Source organism: Microbacterium sp. 5K110, assembly GCF_005774735.1.
Taxonomy (GTDB): Bacteria; Actinomycetota; Actinomycetes; order Actinomycetales; family Microbacteriaceae; genus Microbacterium.
This window is the reverse complement of record NZ_VBUM01000072.1, coordinates 1-18,729: the sequence shown is the minus strand read 5'-3', so window position 1 is coordinate 18,729 and position 18,729 is coordinate 1. Positions and strand designations below refer to the sequence as shown.

The 18,729-nt window shown below is 72.3% G+C and carries 14 protein-coding genes; 6 read left to right on the top strand and 8 right to left on the bottom strand.

Annotation, left to right across the window (positions count from 1 at the left end; all coding sequences use genetic code 11):
- Nucleotides 1-51: 51 nt before the first annotated feature.
- Genes mtnK through FE256_RS14010 form a run of 4 tightly spaced genes read right to left on the bottom strand, consistent with a single transcriptional unit; the run spans nt 52 to nt 4,938 of the window.
- A complete protein-coding gene (gene mtnK, locus FE256_RS14025) occupies nt 52-1,248 on the bottom strand; it encodes an S-methyl-5-thioribose kinase (protein WP_138176719.1) in 1,197 nt (398 codons plus the stop codon).
- Nucleotides 1,245-2,291 carry an ABC transporter permease gene (locus FE256_RS14020; protein ID WP_138176716.1) on the bottom strand — a complete coding sequence of 349 codons (1,047 nt, stop codon included), beginning with the start codon at nt 2,289-2,291 and terminating at the stop codon, nt 1,245-1,247. The genes mtnK and FE256_RS14020 overlap by 4 nt, the downstream gene beginning before the upstream one ends.
- Nucleotides 2,288-3,847, bottom strand: coding sequence for a sugar ABC transporter ATP-binding protein (locus FE256_RS14015; protein ID WP_138176713.1), 1,560 nt, complete (start codon nt 3,845-3,847; stop codon nt 2,288-2,290). Before FE256_RS14015 ends, FE256_RS14020 begins: the two co-directional genes overlap by 4 nt.
- On the bottom strand, nt 3,844-4,938 hold the full coding sequence (locus FE256_RS14010) for a substrate-binding domain-containing protein (protein WP_138176709.1): 1,095 nt from the start codon (nt 4,936-4,938) through the stop codon (nt 3,844-3,846). The genes FE256_RS14015 and FE256_RS14010 overlap by 4 nt, the downstream gene beginning before the upstream one ends.
- 207 nt (nt 4,939-5,145) lie before the next feature.
- On the opposite strand from FE256_RS14010, the gene FE256_RS14005 reads away from it, so the two are divergent.
- Nucleotides 5,146-5,727 (top strand): 1,2-dihydroxy-3-keto-5-methylthiopentene dioxygenase, encoded by a 582-nt coding sequence (locus tag FE256_RS14005; RefSeq protein ID WP_138176706.1) that lies wholly within the window; start codon nt 5,146-5,148, stop codon nt 5,725-5,727.
- 59 nt (nt 5,728-5,786) lie between these two features.
- Here the strand turns inward: FE256_RS14005 and arfA are convergent, their stop codons facing one another.
- The gene (gene arfA / locus FE256_RS14000) at nt 5,787-7,304 is read right to left on the bottom strand and encodes an arabinosylfuranosidase ArfA (protein WP_138176703.1); all 1,518 of its coding nucleotides are present in this window, start codon (nt 7,302-7,304) and stop codon (nt 5,787-5,789) included.
- 193 nt (nt 7,305-7,497) lie between these two features.
- Complete coding sequence (locus FE256_RS13995) at nt 7,498-11,106, bottom strand: proline dehydrogenase family protein (protein ID WP_138176700.1); 3,609 nt, start codon at nt 11,104-11,106, stop codon at nt 7,498-7,500.
- Between the two features lie 159 nt (nt 11,107-11,265).
- Here FE256_RS13995 and FE256_RS13990 point away from each other — a divergent pair, with 159 nt between their 5' ends.
- On the top strand, nt 11,266-12,246 hold the full coding sequence (locus FE256_RS13990) for an acetylxylan esterase (protein WP_138176697.1): 981 nt from the start codon (nt 11,266-11,268) through the stop codon (nt 12,244-12,246).
- Between the two features lie 95 nt (nt 12,247-12,341).
- Here the strand turns inward: FE256_RS13990 and FE256_RS13985 are convergent, their stop codons facing one another.
- On the bottom strand, nt 12,342-12,902 hold the full coding sequence (locus tag FE256_RS13985; protein ID WP_138176694.1) for an acyl-CoA thioesterase: 561 nt from the start codon (nt 12,900-12,902) through the stop codon (nt 12,342-12,344).
- Nucleotides 12,903-13,015: 113 nt separating this feature from the next.
- On the opposite strand from FE256_RS13985, the gene FE256_RS13980 reads away from it, so the two are divergent.
- Nucleotides 13,016-14,608 carry an MFS transporter gene (locus FE256_RS13980; protein ID WP_252371032.1) on the top strand — a complete coding sequence of 531 codons (1,593 nt, stop codon included), beginning with the start codon at nt 13,016-13,018 and terminating at the stop codon, nt 14,606-14,608.
- Here FE256_RS13980 and FE256_RS13975 read toward each other — a convergent pair.
- The gene (locus tag FE256_RS13975) at nt 14,568-15,509 is read right to left on the bottom strand and encodes a DUF817 domain-containing protein (protein WP_138176689.1); all 942 of its coding nucleotides are present in this window, start codon (nt 15,507-15,509) and stop codon (nt 14,568-14,570) included. The genes FE256_RS13980 and FE256_RS13975 overlap by 41 nt on opposite strands.
- Before the next feature lie 108 nt (nt 15,510-15,617).
- On the opposite strand from FE256_RS13975, the gene FE256_RS13970 reads away from it, so the two are divergent.
- The 3 genes from FE256_RS13970 to FE256_RS13960 all read left to right on the top strand — a co-directional run bounded on the left by FE256_RS13970 (nt 15,618) and on the right by FE256_RS13960 (nt 18,554).
- Entirely contained in the window at nt 15,618-16,124 is a 507-nt protein-coding gene (locus tag FE256_RS13970) for a GNAT family N-acetyltransferase (protein WP_138176686.1), read from the top strand.
- 1 nt (nt 16,125) lies between these two features.
- Nucleotides 16,126-16,899 (top strand): coenzyme F420-0:L-glutamate ligase, encoded by a 774-nt coding sequence (cofE, locus tag FE256_RS13965; RefSeq protein ID WP_138176683.1) that lies wholly within the window; start codon nt 16,126-16,128, stop codon nt 16,897-16,899.
- A 134-nt stretch (nt 16,900-17,033) separates the two neighbouring features.
- The gene (locus tag FE256_RS13960) at nt 17,034-18,554 is read left to right on the top strand and encodes an HNH endonuclease signature motif containing protein (RefSeq protein WP_138176680.1); all 1,521 of its coding nucleotides are present in this window, start codon (nt 17,034-17,036) and stop codon (nt 18,552-18,554) included.
- The last annotated feature ends 175 nt before the right edge of the window (nt 18,555-18,729 follow it).

Below are 18,729 nucleotides of genomic sequence, written 5' to 3'. Positions count from 1 at the left end.
CGGCCCCGGACCCGCCCCCGGCCCGATAGCCCTCAGCCCGGGGCCCCGTCTTCAGCCGAGCAGCTGCACCGTCCGCGCGGTGAGCGCACGCGGATCGGCGTCGGCGAGGCGCGCCGTCCCGAGCGTGCGCGCAGCCCGCAGCACGAGCCGTGCCGCGACGGCGCGCTCGGCCTCGGGCAGCGTCTGGATGTCGGCGACCTTCGAGAAGCCGACGATGCGGCGGACGGCCTTCGCGGCGCCGTAGATCGCGGCATCCGACCGGATCTGGGCGAGCGTGTGCTCGAGCACCTCGTCGCCGTACACGCGCGGGTCGACGCGGTCGGGCCAGCGGCGCCGGAACTCCGCCTCGAACGCGTCGACGAGCTCGACCGGCAGGGTCAGCAACGTCTCGGCATCCGCGGTTCGCCCGAGCACGTGCGCCCGGGCGGCCGCGATCACGAGGTTCGCCCACACGGCGCCGAGGTCGAACCCGGTCGGCCCGTACGTGCCGAACTCCGAGTCGAACGCCCGCACCGACTCCCCCTCGGCGCGCACGAACACCGAACCGGTGTGCAGGTCGCCGTGCAGCAGGCTCTGGGTGCTCTCCTGGAACCGCTGCTTGGCCAGGCCGATCTCGCGCACGAACGCGCGGTCGGCGCGCAGCTCCCGCACGTCGTCGTCGTTGGCGGGCAGCCAGCCGTTGTGCTCGTGGTCGACGTACGGCTCGGTGAAGACCAGGTCCTCGGTGATCTCGCTCAGCTCGGGGTTGGTCGCCTCGGCGATCGCGCGCCGACGCTCGGGCCCCGGTGCGCCGAACACGCTCGTGGCGAAGCCCACCGCGCCGACGTACCGGCCCAGCTGCGCGGCGGCGTACGTGTGCAGCCGCCCGGCGTTGAGCTCTCCGCGCCACACGGCGTGATCGCTGAGGTCTTCGATCGACAGCGCCAGGTTCTCGGCGTCGAAGCCGTGGAACGCCGGCACGTGCTGCGGGGCGATGCGCTCGTGCACGCCCAGCACGACGGCCTCGCGCGCCGCGCGCTCGCGCGTGAGCGGCCACGACGGGTCGACGCGCACGTGCGGCAGCGACTGCTTGACGACGACGCCGTTGCCGGCGGCATCCTTCACGATGAAGACGAGATTCAGGTTGCCGTCGCCGACCTCGACGACGGAGACGATGGATGCCGGGTCGACCGGGCCGGACAGGTGCGGGCGGGCTGCCAGGTACGCGGGGACCGTGTCGACGGTCAGCTGATCGGTGAGGAGAGTCATGATGCGGTGGTGCTCCCGGCGACGATGGTGGTCTTGCGGCGGCGGAACGTGAAGCTGAACAGCAGGGCCACGAGCAGCACGAGGCCCTTCCCGAAGTCCTGGATGTAGTACGGCAGGCCCATCATCGAGAACCCGGTCACCATGACGGCCACGAGGACCGCGCCGAGGGCCGTGCCCCACGCGTTCGGCCGCCCGATGCCGAGCACCGAGACGCCCACGAGAGCGACGGCCACGGCATCCAGGAGCAGGCTGTTGCCGGCCGAGACATCGCCCTGCCCGATGCGGGCGGCCAGCACGAGACCGGCGATCGAGGCGAGGATGCCGCAGCCGATGTACGCCGCCGCACGGTAGGCGCGCACGCGCACACCGGCGAGCCGCGCAGCCTCGGGGTTCGAGCCGACGGCCGCGAGCGCGCGCCCCCACCGCGTGCGGTCCAGCACGAACCACAACACGACGGTGAGGCCGAGGAACAGCAGCACCGGCACCGAGATCGGGCCGATCGAGCCGCGGTCGAACCACAGGAAGTCGGGCGTGAAGCGGCCGGGGGCGGTGGTGCCGTCGGCGAGGGTCATTTGCGACGAGATGGACTTGCCGTCGACGATGATCAGCTTGAGGCCGACGACGGTGAACATCGTCGCGAGGGTCGCCAGCAGGTCGGGGATGCGGGCGAACACGATGAGCGCGGCGTTGATCGCGCCGATGAGGGCGCCGGAAAGCAGCACGACGCCGACGGCGATCCCGCCCACCTGGTTCGCGATCACGAGCGTCCACGCGGCGATCGACACCGCGAACCCGGCGTTGGCGCCGACCGAGAGATCGAGGCCGCCGACGGTCATGGCGAGCGTCACGCCGAGACCGGCGATGCCGATCGGGGCGATGTACTTCAGCATCCCGGACAGGTTCTCGGGGGTGGCGAAGGCCGGCTGCGTCACGGCGAAGAACGCGATCAGCAGCACGGTGACGGCGACGAACCCCCATTTCGCGACGGCATCCACGATTCGAGAAGCGACGCGGGGGCGCGCGGCAACGGAAACGGAGGTCATGCGGTTTCCTTCCGGTGGCCGGGGTCGTCGAGCAGCGCGGCGACGATCCGTGCGCGGTCGAGCACGCCGGCGGGGGTGTCCAGGACGATGCGACCCGACACGAGGACGATGATGCGGTCGGCGACATCGAGGATCTCGTCGACGTCGCTCGAGAGCACGACGACCGCCGCACCCCGGGCCGCGCGCTCGCGGGCGGCGTCACCGATGCGCCGGCGCGCCCCGATGTCGACGCCGCGGAACGGCTCGTCGAGCACGGCCAGACGCGGGTCGGTGCGGAGCCAGCGGCCCACGACGACCTTCTGCTGGTTGCCGCCCGACAGGTCGTCGACGCGTGTCTCGGCCGACGGCGCGACGACCCCGTACGCCTCGATGACGTCGGCGGCGGCCGCGCGCTCGCGGGCCGACGACATCACGCCCCAGTGCGAGATCTGCCGCAGCACCGGAAGTCCCACGGTGTGCGCGATCGACCAGCCGGGCTGGATGCCCTGCCGCTGCCGGTCCTCGGGCACGAGCACGGCACCGGCGGCCTGGGCTGCGGCGGGGGACGCGGGGCGGTAGGGCTCGCCGTCGAGCCGCAGGCTGGCGCTGCCCGCCGGGCGGACGCCCGCGACGAGCTCGGCGAGCTCGGTCTTCCCTGCCCCGAGCAGACCCAGGATGCCGGTGACCTGGCCCGCGGCCACGGTCAGGTCGAGCGGCTCGCTTCCCGGGAGCAGCACGGCACCGTCGACGCGAAGCACCTCCGCGCCCGCCGGGAGCGGCTCGGTGACGTGCTGCTGCAGTTCGGTGGGGACGCCGAGCATCGCCTCGAGCGCCGCGTGCCAGTCGAAGGGGCGCCCGGCGTCGAGTTCGAGCCGGCCGTCGCGGAGCACGACGATCCGGTCGGCGAGCCGTTCGATCTCGCCGAAGCGGTGGCTGACGAACAGGATCGACAGGCCCTCGTCGCGCAGTACCCGCAGCACGTCGAACAGGCGGTCCGCCTCGGCCGCGGTGAGCGCCGACGTGGGCTCGTCGAGGATCAGGAGGCGCGGGGTCGAGCGCAGGGCGCGGGCGAGCACGAGCAGTTGGGCATCGGAGGTGCCCAGGCGCGCGGCATCCGCCCGCAGGACCTCGTCGGACCACGACAGGCCCAGGCGCGCGAGCGCCGACCGGGCGACACGTTCCGCCTCCGCCCGGCGCACGAGACGGTGCCCCCCGGTCGCGAGGTCGGTGAGCGCGAGGTTGTCGGCGACGCTCAGGCCGGGCACGATGCCGTCGGCGATGCGCTGGTGCACGGTCTCGACACCCGCGCGGCGAGCGCGGGCGGGCGAGGTCAGGCGCAGCGTCGCTCCGCCGACGGCGATGTCGCCGGTGTACCCGGCGTTGGCACCAGAGATCGCGCCGATCAGGGTGGACTTGCCGGCGCCGTTGGTGCCCAGTAACGCCGTGATGCTGCCCGGGTACAGCGCGAGAGCGACGTCGCGGAGCACCTGGTGGGTGCCGAAGCGCACGCCGACGCCGCTCAGGCGGACGACGGGGGCGTCATCCGCCGGAGCGGCGTGCGAGAGCGGTGAGGTCATCCCGAGACGGCGGGCAGCCAGTCGGCGACCACCGTGTCGGTCAGCAGCAGCGACGGCTCGGCCTCGCGCAGCTGGGCGACGTTGGTGATGCCCTTGTCGAGCAGGAAGTCCCGCGTGATCGTGACGGCGGGGAACTGCACCGAGGTCTCGGTGAGCTGGCCGGCCAGCTGCAGGGCGAGCGTCCGGACGACGGCCGCGCCGACGGCCGAGGGGTCGGTGGCGCTCGTGGCGACCCACGGGCTGCCGTCGGCGATCATGACCTCGATGTCGGCGTTCGAGATGTCGATGCCGTAGACCTTGACCTTGTCCTGCAGGTTGTTCTGCTGGACGGCCTGGACGACACCCTTGGTGATCTCGTCGTAGGGGGCGAAGATCGCCTGGACACCCGGGTTGGCCTTGAGCGCGGCGTCCACGAGCGGGATGTTGTCGGTCGCGGTGGACTCGGTGACCTTGCCCGTGAAGAACAGCTGGTCGAGTCCGTTCGTGGCGACGACCTCGTCCCAGACCTTCTTGCGACGATCGAGCGGCGCGAAGCCCTCGGCACTGACGAGTCCGACCTTGGCGCCGTCGCCGTTGTCGGCCACGAGCTGATCGAGCACGCCCTGCGCCATCGACGCGTCCGACTGCGACGTCACGATGACCCCGTCGGCGTTCTCGAGAGCGAGGTCGTAGACGATGACCGGGATGCCGGCATCCACCGCCTCGCGCACGCGGGGCTCGATCGTGTCGGTCTGACCGTGGTCGACGATGATCGCGTCGGGCTGGGCGGCGATCGCCTGCTCGAGGTCGGAGGCCTGCTTGGCGTTGTCGTTGCGGGCGTCGTAGACGGTGAGGTCGATGTTGATCGCCGTGGCCTGCGCCTTCGCGCCGGCGGTCCACGCGGTGAAGAAGTCGCCGGCGCCGGACTGCTGCACGAGCGCGACCTTCAGCGGCTCGGCGTCGAACGGGGCGGGCAGGTTCTCGGCCTTCTGCACCGGGGCGGACGTCGCGGCGGGCGCGGCGGTGTTCTGCTGTGCGCAGCCGGTGAGGGCGAGGGCGGCGATACCGGCGGTGGCGACGAGGGTCGCCCAGCGGTGGGAGCGAACGGACACGGGGTCCCCTTCGGAGGAGGTCGGGTGCAGGAGGACCGTCGCGGGTGCTGTGGAGCGGCGGCCGTCGAGAAGTCAAGCAGGGCCGCCCGCCGAGGCCCGTTCGAGGTTGCGGTTTGTTACGGGTCGCGGCGACCGGAACGCCCGCCCGGGCCGCCGCGGGCGAGACAATCGAACCGTCCCGACCGCATTCGTCCGAGAGGAGGAGCCGTGACGCTCCTGACCGTCTGGAAAGAGACCGACCCGAGCACGCCCGTGCAGGAGACCACCGACGAGGGCGAGATCCGCGCGGCTCTCGCCGAGCTCGGCGCACGCTTCTCCCGCTGGGACGTCAAGGACGTGCCCGCCGGCGCCTCCCAGGACGAGGTGCTCGCGCTGTACACCGCCGAGATCGACGAGGTGAAGCAGCGCGAGGGGTACACCCTCGTCGACGTCGTCGCACTCGACCCCGCGCAGGCCGACTACGACGAGCTCAAGACCCCGTTCCGCGAGAAGTTCCTGTCGGAGCACAAGCACGACGACGACGAGGACCGCTACTTCGCGAAGGGCGCGGGCGTGTTCTACCTGCACGCGAACGAGAAGGTGCACGCGGTCTACTGCGAGGCGGGCGACCTCATCTCGGTCCCCGCGAACACCACCCACTGGTTCGACATGGGCACCGCACCGCACTACGTCAGCGTGCGCTTCTTCCACGACGACGACGGCTGGGTCGGTCACTTCACCGGCAGCCCCATCGCCGAGTCGTTCGCGACGTTCGACCAGCTGCACGCGCGCCGGGCGCAGTTGGCCTGACGCTTCCGCACGCGAACGCCCGCTCCTCGTTCACTGAGGAGCGGGCGTTTCTGCGCCTGTCAGGCCGTGCGCTGCACCGCCAGCGCCGCCCACGCGATCGGCGGCAGGGTCACGTGCAGGATGCCATCCTCGACCCGCGCCCCCTCGAGCCGCCGGGGCTGCACGCGCTCGGGTTCGGCCAGGGTGTTGGTCGCGTACGGGTCGTCGTCGTGCAGCAGGTGCGTCTCGACGAGCTCGACCTCGCCCAGACCGCTGACGTCGATCGTCACCTCGACGGGCTCGTCGCGCCCGCGGTGCACGAGGAACACCGCGGCCTCGCCCGTCTCGGCGTCGTGGGTCGCGACGGCATCCACCGCCGGGACCGTCCCGTGCTTCGCCGTGTCGATCGTGCCCGCCTCGATCTGCACGCGCAGGGCCTCACCGCGGGCGAGACGGGACGTGATCGAGAACGGGTAGAACGTCGTCTGCCGCCAGGCCGGCCCGCCGGGCTCCGTCATGATCGGCGCGATCACGTTCACGAGCTGCGCGAGAGAAGCGGATGCCACCCGGTCGGCGTGCGTGAGCAGCGAGATCATGAGGCTCCCGAAGACGACCGCATCCACCGCCGAATACACGTCCTCGAGAAGGCGCGGAGCGACGGGCCAGTCGTCGATGGCCGTGGGCTTCTCGGACGCGACGCGGTCGATGTACCAGACGTTCCATTCGTCGAACGAGATGTCGATCCTCTTGTCGCTGCCGCGCACCGCGCCGACGTGGTCGGCGGTCGCGACGACGGCCTCGATGAACCGATCCGTGTCGACCGACGACGCCAGGAACGAGTCGATGTCGCCGTCGTGCTCCTGGTAGTAGGCGTGGCACGAGATCATGTCGACCTCGTCGTACGTGTGCGTGAGCACGACGCGCTCCCACTCGCCGAACGTCGGCATCTGGGCGCCCGAGGATCCGCAGACGACGAGCTCGATGGACGGGTCGAACTGGCGCATGCCCTTCGCCGTCTGCGCGGCGATCTTGCCGTAGTCCTCGGCGGAGCGGTGGCCGAGCTGCCACGGCCCGTCCATCTCGTTGCCGAGGCACCACACGCGCACGTCGAACGGCGCCGCGCGTCCGTTGTCGATCCGCTGCTGCGACAGGGCGGTCCCGCCGGGGAGGTTGCTGTACTCGAGGAGGTCGATCGCCTCGAGCGTCCCGCGCGTGCCGAGGTTCACCGCGAGCATCAGCTCGCTCCCGGCCTTGTCGAGCCAGTCCGAGAACTCGTGCAGCCCCACCTCATTGGTCTCGGTGGAGTGCCAGGCGAGATCGAGGCGGCGCGGGCGCTCGTCGCGCGGCCCGACGCTGTCCTCCCATCGGAAGCCCGAGACGAAGTTGCCGCCGGGGTAGCGGATCATCGACACGCCCAGCTCGCGCACGAGCTCGAGCACGTCGCGGCGGAACCCCTGCTCGTCGGCTTCGGGGTGGCCGGGCTCGTAGATCCCGTCGTAGACGTGGCGGCCGAGGTGCTCGACGAAGCCACCGAACAAACGGCGGCGGACGGCCCCGATGGGGAAGCGGGGGTCGACGGTCAGGCGGGCAGTGGTCATCTTTGCTCCTCCGTGTTGCTTCGACGCTATCCGCCCCCGCGCGTCCCGTTAAACGTTTTCGAAACCCCGCGCCAGTGCCCGCATCCGCCAGATCACGCGACATGGCCGAGATCACGCGCCGTTGCGCGCCATACCGGGTGGCCTCGGCGAGATCACGTGATCTGGATGCCAGTACGACCGGCGCCGGCGGCGGTCAGATGACCTCGGCGCTCCAGGGGTCGGGGCGGCCGAAGCGGAACGCCTCGATCGAGACCGCCTGCTCGCGCAGGAACGGCAGCAGCTCGATGCGTCCGGCCGTCGTGACCTCGCCGGCGTACACCGTCAGGGTGGGGTCACCACCGAGCGCTTCGGCGAGCGCGACGCGCAGGCTCTCGGCCGAAGCCGCCGTGCCGACGAGCCGCACGCGCGAGGGACGAGGGGCGGCAGGGGCGACCGCGTCGTCGGCGGGCTCGGCATCCGGGATGCCACCCGCCAGACGTTGCAGCCACTCGCCATCGGACTCGACCGAGACGGGCACGCCGCTCTCGCCGAGGAGGTGTCGCACGGGACCGGGCAGCCCGACGGGCGTGCTCAGGCTGAAGGCCGACCCGGAGCGCACCGCCGCGAGCAATACGCGCAGCACGGCGTGCCACGGGGCGTCGGCGGTGGCGCGCACCGCCGCGTCGACGGGGCGGTACCGCAGGAGGTTCCGCTCCAGACCGAGGCGCGAGGCGTCCTTCACGCGGCCGAACTCGCGGTCCCACGCGACCGCGTCCGACAGCGCGCCCCGGCGCAGCCATTCGAAAGCGGCGTAGTCGAGCGTGGGCTGGGCTGCCTCGATCAGCGACGAGATGCGCGAGTCGAGACCGCGCAGATGCAGCGTCGAGGACGCGGGTCCGCCCGACGACGGCCGCCACGATCCGAGGGCGACGAGACGGTTCGGGCCACCCGACATCGCGCCGGGACCGACGCCCGCGGCACCCCACCCGCCGAGCGGCTCGCGCTGCACGACGGCGCCCGTCGTGGAACGGTTCACGCGCAGCACGGCGGCGTCGACGGCGTCGAGCCACAGCTCCAGGTCGGCGTCGTCGCGGGTGTGCAGGCCCGCGACGAAGCCCGAGCCGACGAGGTTCTGCAGCTCGATCGCCCGCGCGAGCGTGGGGGCGTGCAGGATGCCGAGCACCGGCGCCGCGACCGAGGCCCGGGTGAGGTGCGATCCGGCGTGGACCCCGGTGCGCACGCCCGGCGTCCAGAAGCGGCCCGCGGTCTCGGGTCCGAGGTCGAGTTCGCGGGGCTCGACGAGCCACCGCTCGCCGTCGGCGAGGACCGTGAGCGCCCGACGCACGTCACCCGAGGGCTCCTCGACGAGCGGCCCGACGTCGGACAGTGGATCGTCGGCCGGCCCCACGCGCAGTGAGCCCACGGCATCCTTCAGCTGCTCGAGGAACCGCGTCGACCGCCCCGCGGCACCGACGAGGATCACGAGCGACGACGCGGTCGCGGCCTGCCCGGCACGTGCGAACGCCCCGTCGACGATGTCGGCGACCGCACGGTCGAGATCGGCCGAGGGGGTCACGATCACCGCGTTCCGACCGGCGGTGAGCGCCTGCAGCGGCAGGTCGGCGCGCCATCCGACGAAGCGTTCGGCGGTCGCGCGCGCCCCGGCGAGCAGCACGCGGTCGACGCCGGGATGAACGACGAGCGCGCGCCCGGATGCCTCTTCGTTCAGGTCGACGTACGCCAGGACGTCGCGAGGAACTCCCGCGGCCCACAGCGCCTCGGCCACGACCGCACCGGCCCGCCGTGCCCGCGGCGACGGGGTGAGCACGACCCCCGACCCCGCCGCGAGGGCGGCAAGCGTCTCGGCCGCGCACAGTCCCACGGAGGAGTTCCACCGCGGCGCGACGACCGTGAGCCGATCGGGCACGAACACCGCTCCGGCGACGCGGTCGAGTTCCTTGACGGTGGCGGCGTAGTACGCCGCGGCATCGACCGCCGCGGACACCTCGGCGTCCGCCTCAGTGAACAGGGCTCCCCCCTCGGAGGCGAGGACTTCGACGAGGGCCGCCCGACTCGCGTCCAGGGAGCGGGATGCCGCGTCGATCACCGCCGCGCGATCGGTCGCGGCGCGGCTGCCCCACTCCGCCGCGGCTTCACGCACCCGCGAGATCACGGCATCCAGACCCACCGCATCGTCCACGCGCCCGGTGGCCGCGGTGGCGTCGCCGGCGGTGGAGCCGGCGACCGCCGCGAGCACGTCATGCGCCCAGGCCCGATCCTCGGGCACGGTGGGGTCGGTCGCGGCGGTGTTGCGGAAGCCCGGTGCGGCGCCGGAGAGCTCCGTCGTCTCACGCACCGAGAACACGGCGGTGTCGACGAAGGCCTGACCGCCGAAGAGCATCTGCTGCACGTCGGGGCCGAGCGCCTGCGTGTCGCCCGGGCTGGCGTCACGGGCGATGCCGAGCACGGCGTGCGTGAGACCGGGCTCGTCGGCGTCGTCCGCGACGGGTTCGCGAAGGAGGGGCGGGGTCGTGGCGCCGCGCTGCGGGGCGCGCGGCGCGAGGGCCGGAGCGTCGGGCATCGCGAGCGCGGCGGCGGCGCGGGTACGACCCTCTGCGTCGTCGGCTGTCGGGGCGAGGCGTGCGGCGAGCGACGCGACGACCGCGTCCAGGTCGTCGGGGTGCACCACGGGGGCCAGCACGATGTGCGGCCCGTCCACGCCCCATCCGGCACCGAGCGGAACGGCGAGGTCGATGCTCCCCTCCGCCGATTCGGCGAGGGCGCGCACGATGCCGGCGCGCACGGGATCAGCGGTGGCGAACTCGATGCGGAGCCCCTCGGACGCCCGGCGGCCGAGCGCTTCGCGGGCGGCGACGACAGTGAGCGCGTCGATCTCGGCGGTCGAGATCCCCGCGGGGGCGGACCATCCGCGGCGAGCGGCACGAAGGGCGTCATCGGTGAGCGGAGCGTCTCCGTCGAGGCGCACGGCGAGCTCGGCTCCCCCGCCGGCGACACGCACGCGCGCCCACGCCGCGAGTTCCCGCAGCGCCCCGAGCGCCTCGGGGACGGCGACGGGGAGCGCGATGCCGGCGAGGGCGGTCCGCAAGCGCGGCTCCTCCAGCACCCGCGTGAGGACGGCGACGGAGAGGTCGAGGTCGTCGCGTCCCTCGACCACGAGGGTGACGCGCGTGCCCGACGCGGCCGCGTCCAGGAACAGCGGCAGGAGGCGTTCGGCGGCGTGCTCGACGTCGGCGTCGAACGCCCACCCCGACAGTCCCGTCACGACCTCGCGCACGGCGACGGACACGCGCTCGACGTCGTCGCGGGCGGCGAGCACGCGGATGCCGTCGAGCCGGTGCCGCGCGGCGGTCTCGCCGAGAACGGCGGGGGCCGTCAACCGGACGTCGGGGATCGCCCCCGCCGTCCGGTGCGACTCGAGGGCGGGGCCGAGGCGGTCGCCGCGCGCGTCCAGCGCGATCTGCGCGACGGAGTCGGCGAGCGCCCGTCGCGCGAGCGGCACGGCCGGCGCGGGCAGGAGGGGGGCGATCGCGCCGCCCAGGTGGAGAGCGCCGCGAACCGTCCACGGCAGCGCGGCGGGCACGTGGCCGGCCAGCCGATGCAGCGCCGCGGCGGGAGCGGTGGCGCCCTCGGGGCGCAGGATGCCGTCGGCGGCGAACGCGAGGAAACGGGCGGACTCGGGCGACGCGAACGCCGACGCCGCGACGGGCGCCGTTCCGGCGAACGCTGCGGCGTGGGCGACGGCACGGTCGACCTCGTCGCCGGAGAGCAGGGAACCGTGCGCGTGCGGGTCGTTCTCGCTCATGCTCCACAGCCTAGGCAGGGCGCGCTCGGTGACCCGGCGGCCCGCCGCGCGGCCGGCGAACTCACGGGCGCGGGATCGCGATCCAACGGATTGGACGCCTAGCGCGCGCCGCGGCGCCGCGGTTCGCTACTGTCGATTCGCCCCGACCCAGGAGACCCGATGGCTCAGACACTCACCGACATGCCGCTCGAGCTGCTGCGCGAGTACCGCCCCGAGCTGCCCGAGCCTGACGGCATGGACGCGTTCTGGGCCGAGACGCTGGCCGAAGCGCAAGCCGCAGCCCGTCCCGCCCGCCTCACCCCCGTGACCGGTCCGGTGCGCGCGCTGTCCGTCCACGACCTGGTGTTCACCGGGTTCGCGGGCGACGAGATCCGCGGGTGGGTTGTGCGGCCGCACGGCGACGAGGTACTGCCCGCCGTGATCGAGTACATCGGATACGGCGGCGGCCGCGGCCTCCCCGGCGACAAGATCGCGTGGGCCGCCGCCGGCTACGTGCACGTCATCATGGACACCCGCGGCCAGGGCTCGAGCTGGAGCATCGGCGACACCCCTGACCCGCACGGCTCGGCCGCCGCGTACCCCGGCGTCATGACGCGCGGCATCCACGATCCCCGGGACTACTACTACCGACGCCTGTACACCGACGCGGCGCGCCTGGTCGACGTCGTCCGTGAGCTTCCCGGCGTGGATGCCGCGCGCATCGCCGTTACCGGGGGCAGTCAGGGCGGCGCGCTCGCGATCGCGGCCGCCGCTCTCGCGGGCGACGCCGTCGCGGCGGTCCTCCCCGACGTGCCGTTCCTCTGCGACATCCCGAACGCGATCCTGCGGACCCCGTCGGCGCCCTTCACCGAGGTGACGCGCTGGCTCTCCATCCACCGCGACGACACCGCCGCCGCCCTGCACACGCTCTCGCACATCGACGCGGCGATCCTCGCGCGACGCATCCGCGTGCCCGCGTTCTTCTCGGTGGCGCTGATGGACGACATCGTGCTGCCGTCGGGGGTGTTCGCGGCCTTCCACTCGCTGGCATCCGAGGATGCCGCGATCGAGGTGTACCCGTACAACGGCCACGAGGGCGGGGGCACGCGGCACTGGGCGCGCCAGGTCGCGTGGCTCGACGCGCGGTTCGGTGTGAGCTGACGCCCGGGCGCGTGAGTCGCCGAAATTCGTCGCCTTGCCGTGCCCATGGGCGACAAATCGTGGCGACTCACGCACAGAAGGCACCGCGTCGCGGCTCAGCGCCAGTCGCTGGGCGCGGGGCGCTTCGTCGACGGCAGACCCGAGGCCGCGGCCCACTCGTGCACCCACGATTCGATGTCGGGCAGCCCCTCGGGACGCCCGACCGCCGCGAAGAGCTCGTCGTGGGGGACGGTTCCGCCCGAGCGCCGAAGGATGCGCGCGCGGATGATCGCCCGGGCGTAGATCTCGCCCTTCACGACCGCGCGGTGCTCGAGGTACACGGCGCGGTCGTCATGACCGAGCAGACGCGTCTCCAGCTCGAACCGCTGCCACAGCTCGAGCGAGCGGCGGAACGTGATGGTCTCGGCGCTGACCACGGCGTACCAACCGTGGCCCTTCATCGCGCCGGCCAGGCCCGAGCGGGTCAGCAGGTCCCACCGGCCGAGGTCGAACAGCGACAGGTACCGGCCGTTGTTGAGGTGCCGGAGCAGATCGATGTCGGTCGGCAGGACGCGCAGTCGCATCCGCCCGATCGTGTTCGGGTCGACGGGACCTTCCCGGCGCAGACGGCGCTGCGCGCGGATGAGGACGAGCAGGGTGCGCCACAGAACGTTCACGACCGGCGAGCGTAGTGATGTCCCTAGAGAGTGGCGATTCTCTTGTGTCGAGCCGACAAAGCAACGGCGCCCCCAGCCCGCACCGGGCGGGTGCTGCTCGCTACTGTTGTCGCGTGACCGACGCCGACGCCGCGGTATCCGCGCCCGCCCCTGCCGCGCCGCCCCGCCCGAAGCTCGTGCTGGCGGCGCTGATCCTCGGGGCATTGGTGTGCAACATCAACCTCGCGGCGGCCAATATCGCGTTGCCCGACATCGGCGACGCCTTCGGGACGGGGCAGACGGCCCTGAACCTCGTCGCCGTCGGCTGCTCTCTCGGCCTCGCCATGTCGGTGCTGTACCTCGGTGCGGTCGCCGACCGCTACGGACGCAAGCAGCTGCTGCTGATCGGCCTGGCATTCACGGTGATCCTCAGCTTCGTCGCCGCTTTCGCGTCCTCCGTCGAGATGCTCGTCGTCGCGCGCATCCTCACCGGTATCGCGGCAGGCATGGCGTACCCGGTGACGCTCTCACTGATCACGGCGCTGTGGGGTCAGGGAAAGCAGCGCACCGTCGCCATCGCGCTGTGGTCGGCGGTCAGCGCGACCGCGACCGTGATCGGATCGGTCCTCGCCGGCATCCTGCTGCTGTGGATGTGGTGGGGTGTCGCCTTCCTGCTCGCGGTGCCGTTCGCGATGGCGGCGGTCATCCTCGCTTGGCTGTTCGTCCCGTCGCACGTCGCCGAGAACGACGACGAGGTCGATCACCTCGGTGGCGTGATCTCCGTGTTCATGATCGGCTCGATCGTGCTCGGACTGTCGACGGTGTTCGTGCCGACCACGCGCACGTTCGGCGTCATCCTGCTGATCTCCGCTGCCGTTCTGATCGCGCTCTTCGCGTGGCGCCAGCTGACCGCGCGGAGCCCCCTCTACGACCTGAAGGTCGCACGGCGCCGCATGTTCTGGGCTCCCGCGGCCGCCGGACTCATCGTCTTCGGCTCGCTCATGGGCGCGATGTTCGTCGGGCAGCAGTTCCAGCAGAACATCCTCGGATACTCGACCCTGGAGGCATCCCTCTCGATCGTCCCCGCCGGCGTCGGTCTGCTCCTGGTCGCCCCGCAGTCGGCACGGCTCGTCCTCACCCGGGGGTCTCGCTTCACGATGATGCTCGGGTACGGATTCGTCCTGGTCGGGTTCGTCACGATGCTCTTCTGGAACGAGACCACGCCGTTCTGGTACGTCTCGATCGCCTACCTCGTGATCGGGATCGGTGCGGGCTTCGCGATGACCCCGGCCTCCCGCGCCATCACCGAGTCCACCCCCGTGCGTCGGATCGGCATGGCCTCTGCCACCGCGGACCTGCAGCGCGACCTCGGCGGATCGGTCATGCAGGGCGTGCTGGGCGCCATCCTCGCCGCCGGTTTCGCGCACGCGTTCGGGAAGCTCATCTCGGAGTCGTCCGAGGCCTCGAGCATCAGCGACCAGGTCACCGCAGCGCTGCAAGCGTCGTACGCCTCAGCGGTGCATGTGGCCGATCAGTACCCGCAGTACAAGGACCAGATCATCCAGGCCGCGCAGCAATCGCTCATGACCGGAGCGATCGCCGCCTACGCCGTGGGTGCAGTCGCGATCACCCTCGGCGCTGCGGTGGCGTGGTTCTTCCTGCCGGGGAAGTCGAGTGAGCTCGAGCTCATCGCCTCGTACGAGCGAGCGGATGCCGCCCGCGCCTGAGAGAGGGAACGGCGATTCCTTTGCGAGCCGCCGACGCATCAGCGGGATCCGGCTCGCGCGGCGGATACACCCAGGCGACCAGGACGACCGAGACGATCATCAGCAGGAACCACGACGTGAGCTTCGACGCGTCGACGGGATGCCATCCCCCCACTTGCGACGGATAGAGCCACGCCCCCGCGTGCGTGGCGATGTTCTCGGCGAGCCAGATGAACAGCGCCACTCCGGCGAAGGCCAGCAGGAGTGGCATCCGGAACGTCCCCCGGAAGAAGCGGAAGTGCAGGGTCGTCTGCCACCACAGCGCCGCCACCGCGAGGATGAGCACCCAGCGCAGGTCGATGATCCAGTGGTGGGTGAAGAAGTTGACGTAGATCGCGGCGGCGACGACCGCGGTGAGCCACCGTCGGGGATAGCGCGAGAACCGCAGGTCGAAGAGGCGATAGACCCGCACCATGTAGCTGCCGACCGCGGCGTACATGAAGCCGCTGTACAGCGGCACGCCGCCCACTCGCAGCACCCCGTCGGCCGCGTACATCCAGGAGCCGACGTCGGTCTTGAACAGCTCCATGAGCGTGCCGACGATGTGGAACAGCACGATCACGCGCAGCTCCCGCAGCGTCTCGAGCCGCCCGAGGAGCATGCCGACCTGGATGAGAACCGCCGCGATCGTCAGGGCGTCGTTGCGCGCGAGCGCCGCATCGTCGGGGTACCAGAGCTTCGCGGCGAGCAGCACCGCGAGCAGGGCCGCGCCGAACACGCACGCCCACGCCTGCTTGAGCGCGAAGACCGCGAACTCGACGAGCCGCGCGCGGGCTCCCGTGTCCGGCGCCGAGCGCAGCAGACGGTTCGCGACGGCGTCGATACGCGCTTCGACCGAGGTGAGGGCGGGGCGCGCGGTCATGCCCGGGATCGTGGCACGCGAGTCTGGCAGGATGCCGGAGCCCTACCGCATCCCGGGGTCCTCTTCGTCCGATTTCATCGTCGCGGAGCACCCGCGTAGAGTCGCGCCATGACTGCGGAGATCCGAACCGACATCGTCGTCCGTCCGGTGCGCGACGTGGATGCCGAGGCCCTCGGCCGCGTGCACGCGACGTGCTGGCACGAGACGTACGACCACCTCATCAGCACGGCCGCCCTCAAGGCGGTTTCCCCCAAGCGCATGGCCGAGCTGTGGACCCACTGGGCCTCCCAGGGCGACGACTACCGCATGCACGCCGCGCTCGTCGACGGCGAGATCGTCGGCTTCGTCGGATCGGGCCCCGCGCGGGACGACGACGCGCCGCGTCCGCGCGAGCTGTACTTCATCTACCTGCTCGACCAGTTCCACGGCACCGGCATCGGACAGCAGTTGTTCGACGCCGCCGTCGAGGACGGCGAGGGCCTCTACCTGTGGGTCGCCGACGACAACCCCCGCGCCCACCGCTTCTACGTGCGCAACGGCTTCACGCTCGACGGCGCCAGCCAGGTGCAGCCCTTCCTCGGTGAGGAGCTCACCGAGGTGCGTTTCGTCCGCTGACGTGCTGCAGATCTGGGCCCTCGCCGGCATCGGCGAGATCTCTCCGGGCGACGATCTGGTCGCGGTGATCCAGGATGCCGCGGGCGACACCCTCCGCGACGGCGACATCGTCGTGGTCACGAGCAAGATCGTCTCGAAGGCCGAGGGCCGCCTCCTCCGGGCCGACGACCGCGAGGACGCGATCACGCGCGAAACCGTGCGACTCGTGGCATCCCGGACCTCCCCCGCCGGGCATGTGACGCGGATCGTCGAGAACCGCCTCGGGATCGTCTCGGCCGCCGCGGGCGTCGATGCGAGCAACACCCCCGAGGGCACCGTCCTGCTGCTGCCCGAAGACCCGGACGCCTCGGCGCGGGCTCTCGCGGCGGGGCTGCGGGCGTCCACGGGTGCCCGCGTCGGGGTGCTCATCACCGACACCCTGGGTCGCGCGTGGCGCGAGGGGCAGACCGACCACGCGATCGGCGCCGCGGGCGTGCACGTGTTCGAAGACCTGCGCGGGACGACGGATGCCGAGGGCCGACCGCTCGTCGTGACCCTGCCGTGCGTCGCCGACGAACTCGCCGCGGCGACCGACCTCGTCAAGGGCAAGGCCGCGCGCCGGCCCGTCGCCGTCGTGCGCGGGCGCGGCGACCTCGTCGGCGACCTCGATTTGCCGGGCGCGCGCTCGATCGTGCGCCCGGCCGAACGCGACATGTTCGCCCTCGGATCGGACGAGGCGTACGCCGCGGGGTTTGCCGCGGGGTCGACCGCGGGACGGGCCGAGCAGCCGCGCTGAGCGGGCGGAACTGAGCAGATGCGCTGCGTCGGCGGGGGTGTGACGCGCTCAGCGAAAGAGAGACCTGCGGCGGGGAAAGACCTCGCCAGGCCGTGAGCCAGGGCGATGTCGGACCCTCTCGTTAGTGTTCGAGCATGGGAATCCGCATACCACCGAGCGACCGGCCGACACCGGTCGACCCGTGGGGTGGAGCGCCCGAACCTGCGGAAGCCGAGCTGCAGGCGGCCGCCGATTCCGCGTGGGCGGTCGAGCTCGGCCTGATCGACGACCTCGACGCGGGGTTCGCGCACGACCTGAGCGACGGCCCCGGCACGGAGTCCGCGCGCACCGACGCGCCGAACGATGCGGTCTCCCTCGCGGCGCTCCTGCTCGACCGACTCGATGACCGTGCCCGCGAGCGGCACCGCGCGACGGCTGCCGAGTACGGCCTGATCCATCGCGTCCTCGCCGAAGCCGTCGCCGACCCCGAGCCGTGGGTCGGACCCGATCCCACGCTCGACGGCATCTGGCACGATCCCCGTGGGCGCACGGCCGCCGCCGTTCGCCGCGACCGACTCGACATGGCCGAGCGCGCGGCGGTCGCCGAGATCGCCGTGCGTCTGCGCGTGGCCGAGCAGACGGTGCGCTCGCGCGCTGCGCACGCCGAAACCCTGCGCGAACGCTGCCCACGCCTCTGGGCCGCGTTCGCCGAGGGAGACGTGTCCGAGCGCCACGCCGTCGAGGCCGCGCAGCTGGCGGCCTCCCTTCCCGACGATGCCGACTCGTGGGAGGCGTTCAACACCGGCGTCCTCGATCGCGCACTCCGGCTCCCCCCGGCCCGGTTCTGCGTCTCGGCCCGCGCCCTGCGCGAACGGGTGCACGCCGAGTCGATCGAGATCCGTCACCGGCGGGCTCGGCATGACCGGGGCGTGTGGATGACGGCCGAGCTCGATGGCATGGCGACGCTCACCGCGCTCCTCCCCGCCGACCGGGCGACAGAAGCGATGACGCGCGTCGACCGCCTCGCCCGCCATCTGAGCACGGCGCCCGACGAAGAGCGCACGCTGACACAGCTCCGCGCCGACGCGTTCGCCGACCTCCTCACCGCGCCCGCGCCGACACCGGACAACGCCGCGAGCGCAGCCGCACCCATGGGAGCCTCCCCCGCGACGACGACCGCCACTTCCGGTCCCAGCGTCGCCCCCAGCCCCGGCGTCATCGTCACGATCCCCGCGCTCACCCTGCTCGGCGCCGACACCACTCCGGCGACGCTCGACGGTTTCGGCCCCATCGACCTCGACACCGCTCGGCGTCTCGCGGGCGAGGCGACGTCATGGATCCGCCTGCTCACCCACCCCGTCACCGGCGCACCCCTCGCCCTCGACCGGACGGCCTATCGCGTGCCCGCCGCGCTCCGCCGTTGGCTCGGCGTCACCTCGCCAACGTGTGTCTTCCCCGGCTGCGGGCGCCCCGCCCGAGAATGCGACCTCGACCACCTGCGAGCCTGGAGCGAGGGCGGCCCCACCGACGACGAGAACCTCGAACCCGAGTGCCGCCACCACCACCGCATTCGCCACGAGACGCGGTGGTCCCCCGCACGAGATCCCGACACCGGTGAGTTGATGTGGACCTCGCCCCTCGGCACCCGCATAGACGCCGACCCGCCGCCCTTCTAGACGCGAGGCAGAACCACCGCGGTTCGAGATGTTCCGCGGTTTCGGCTACTCCGCGTTTCGGGATGCACCGCCGTTCGGGATGCAGCGCCGTTCGGGATGCAGCGCCGTTCGGGATGCACCGCGGTCACAGCACGCACGCCGAAGAGCGGCGCGCGCTCTCCGCGCCCTCCCGCGC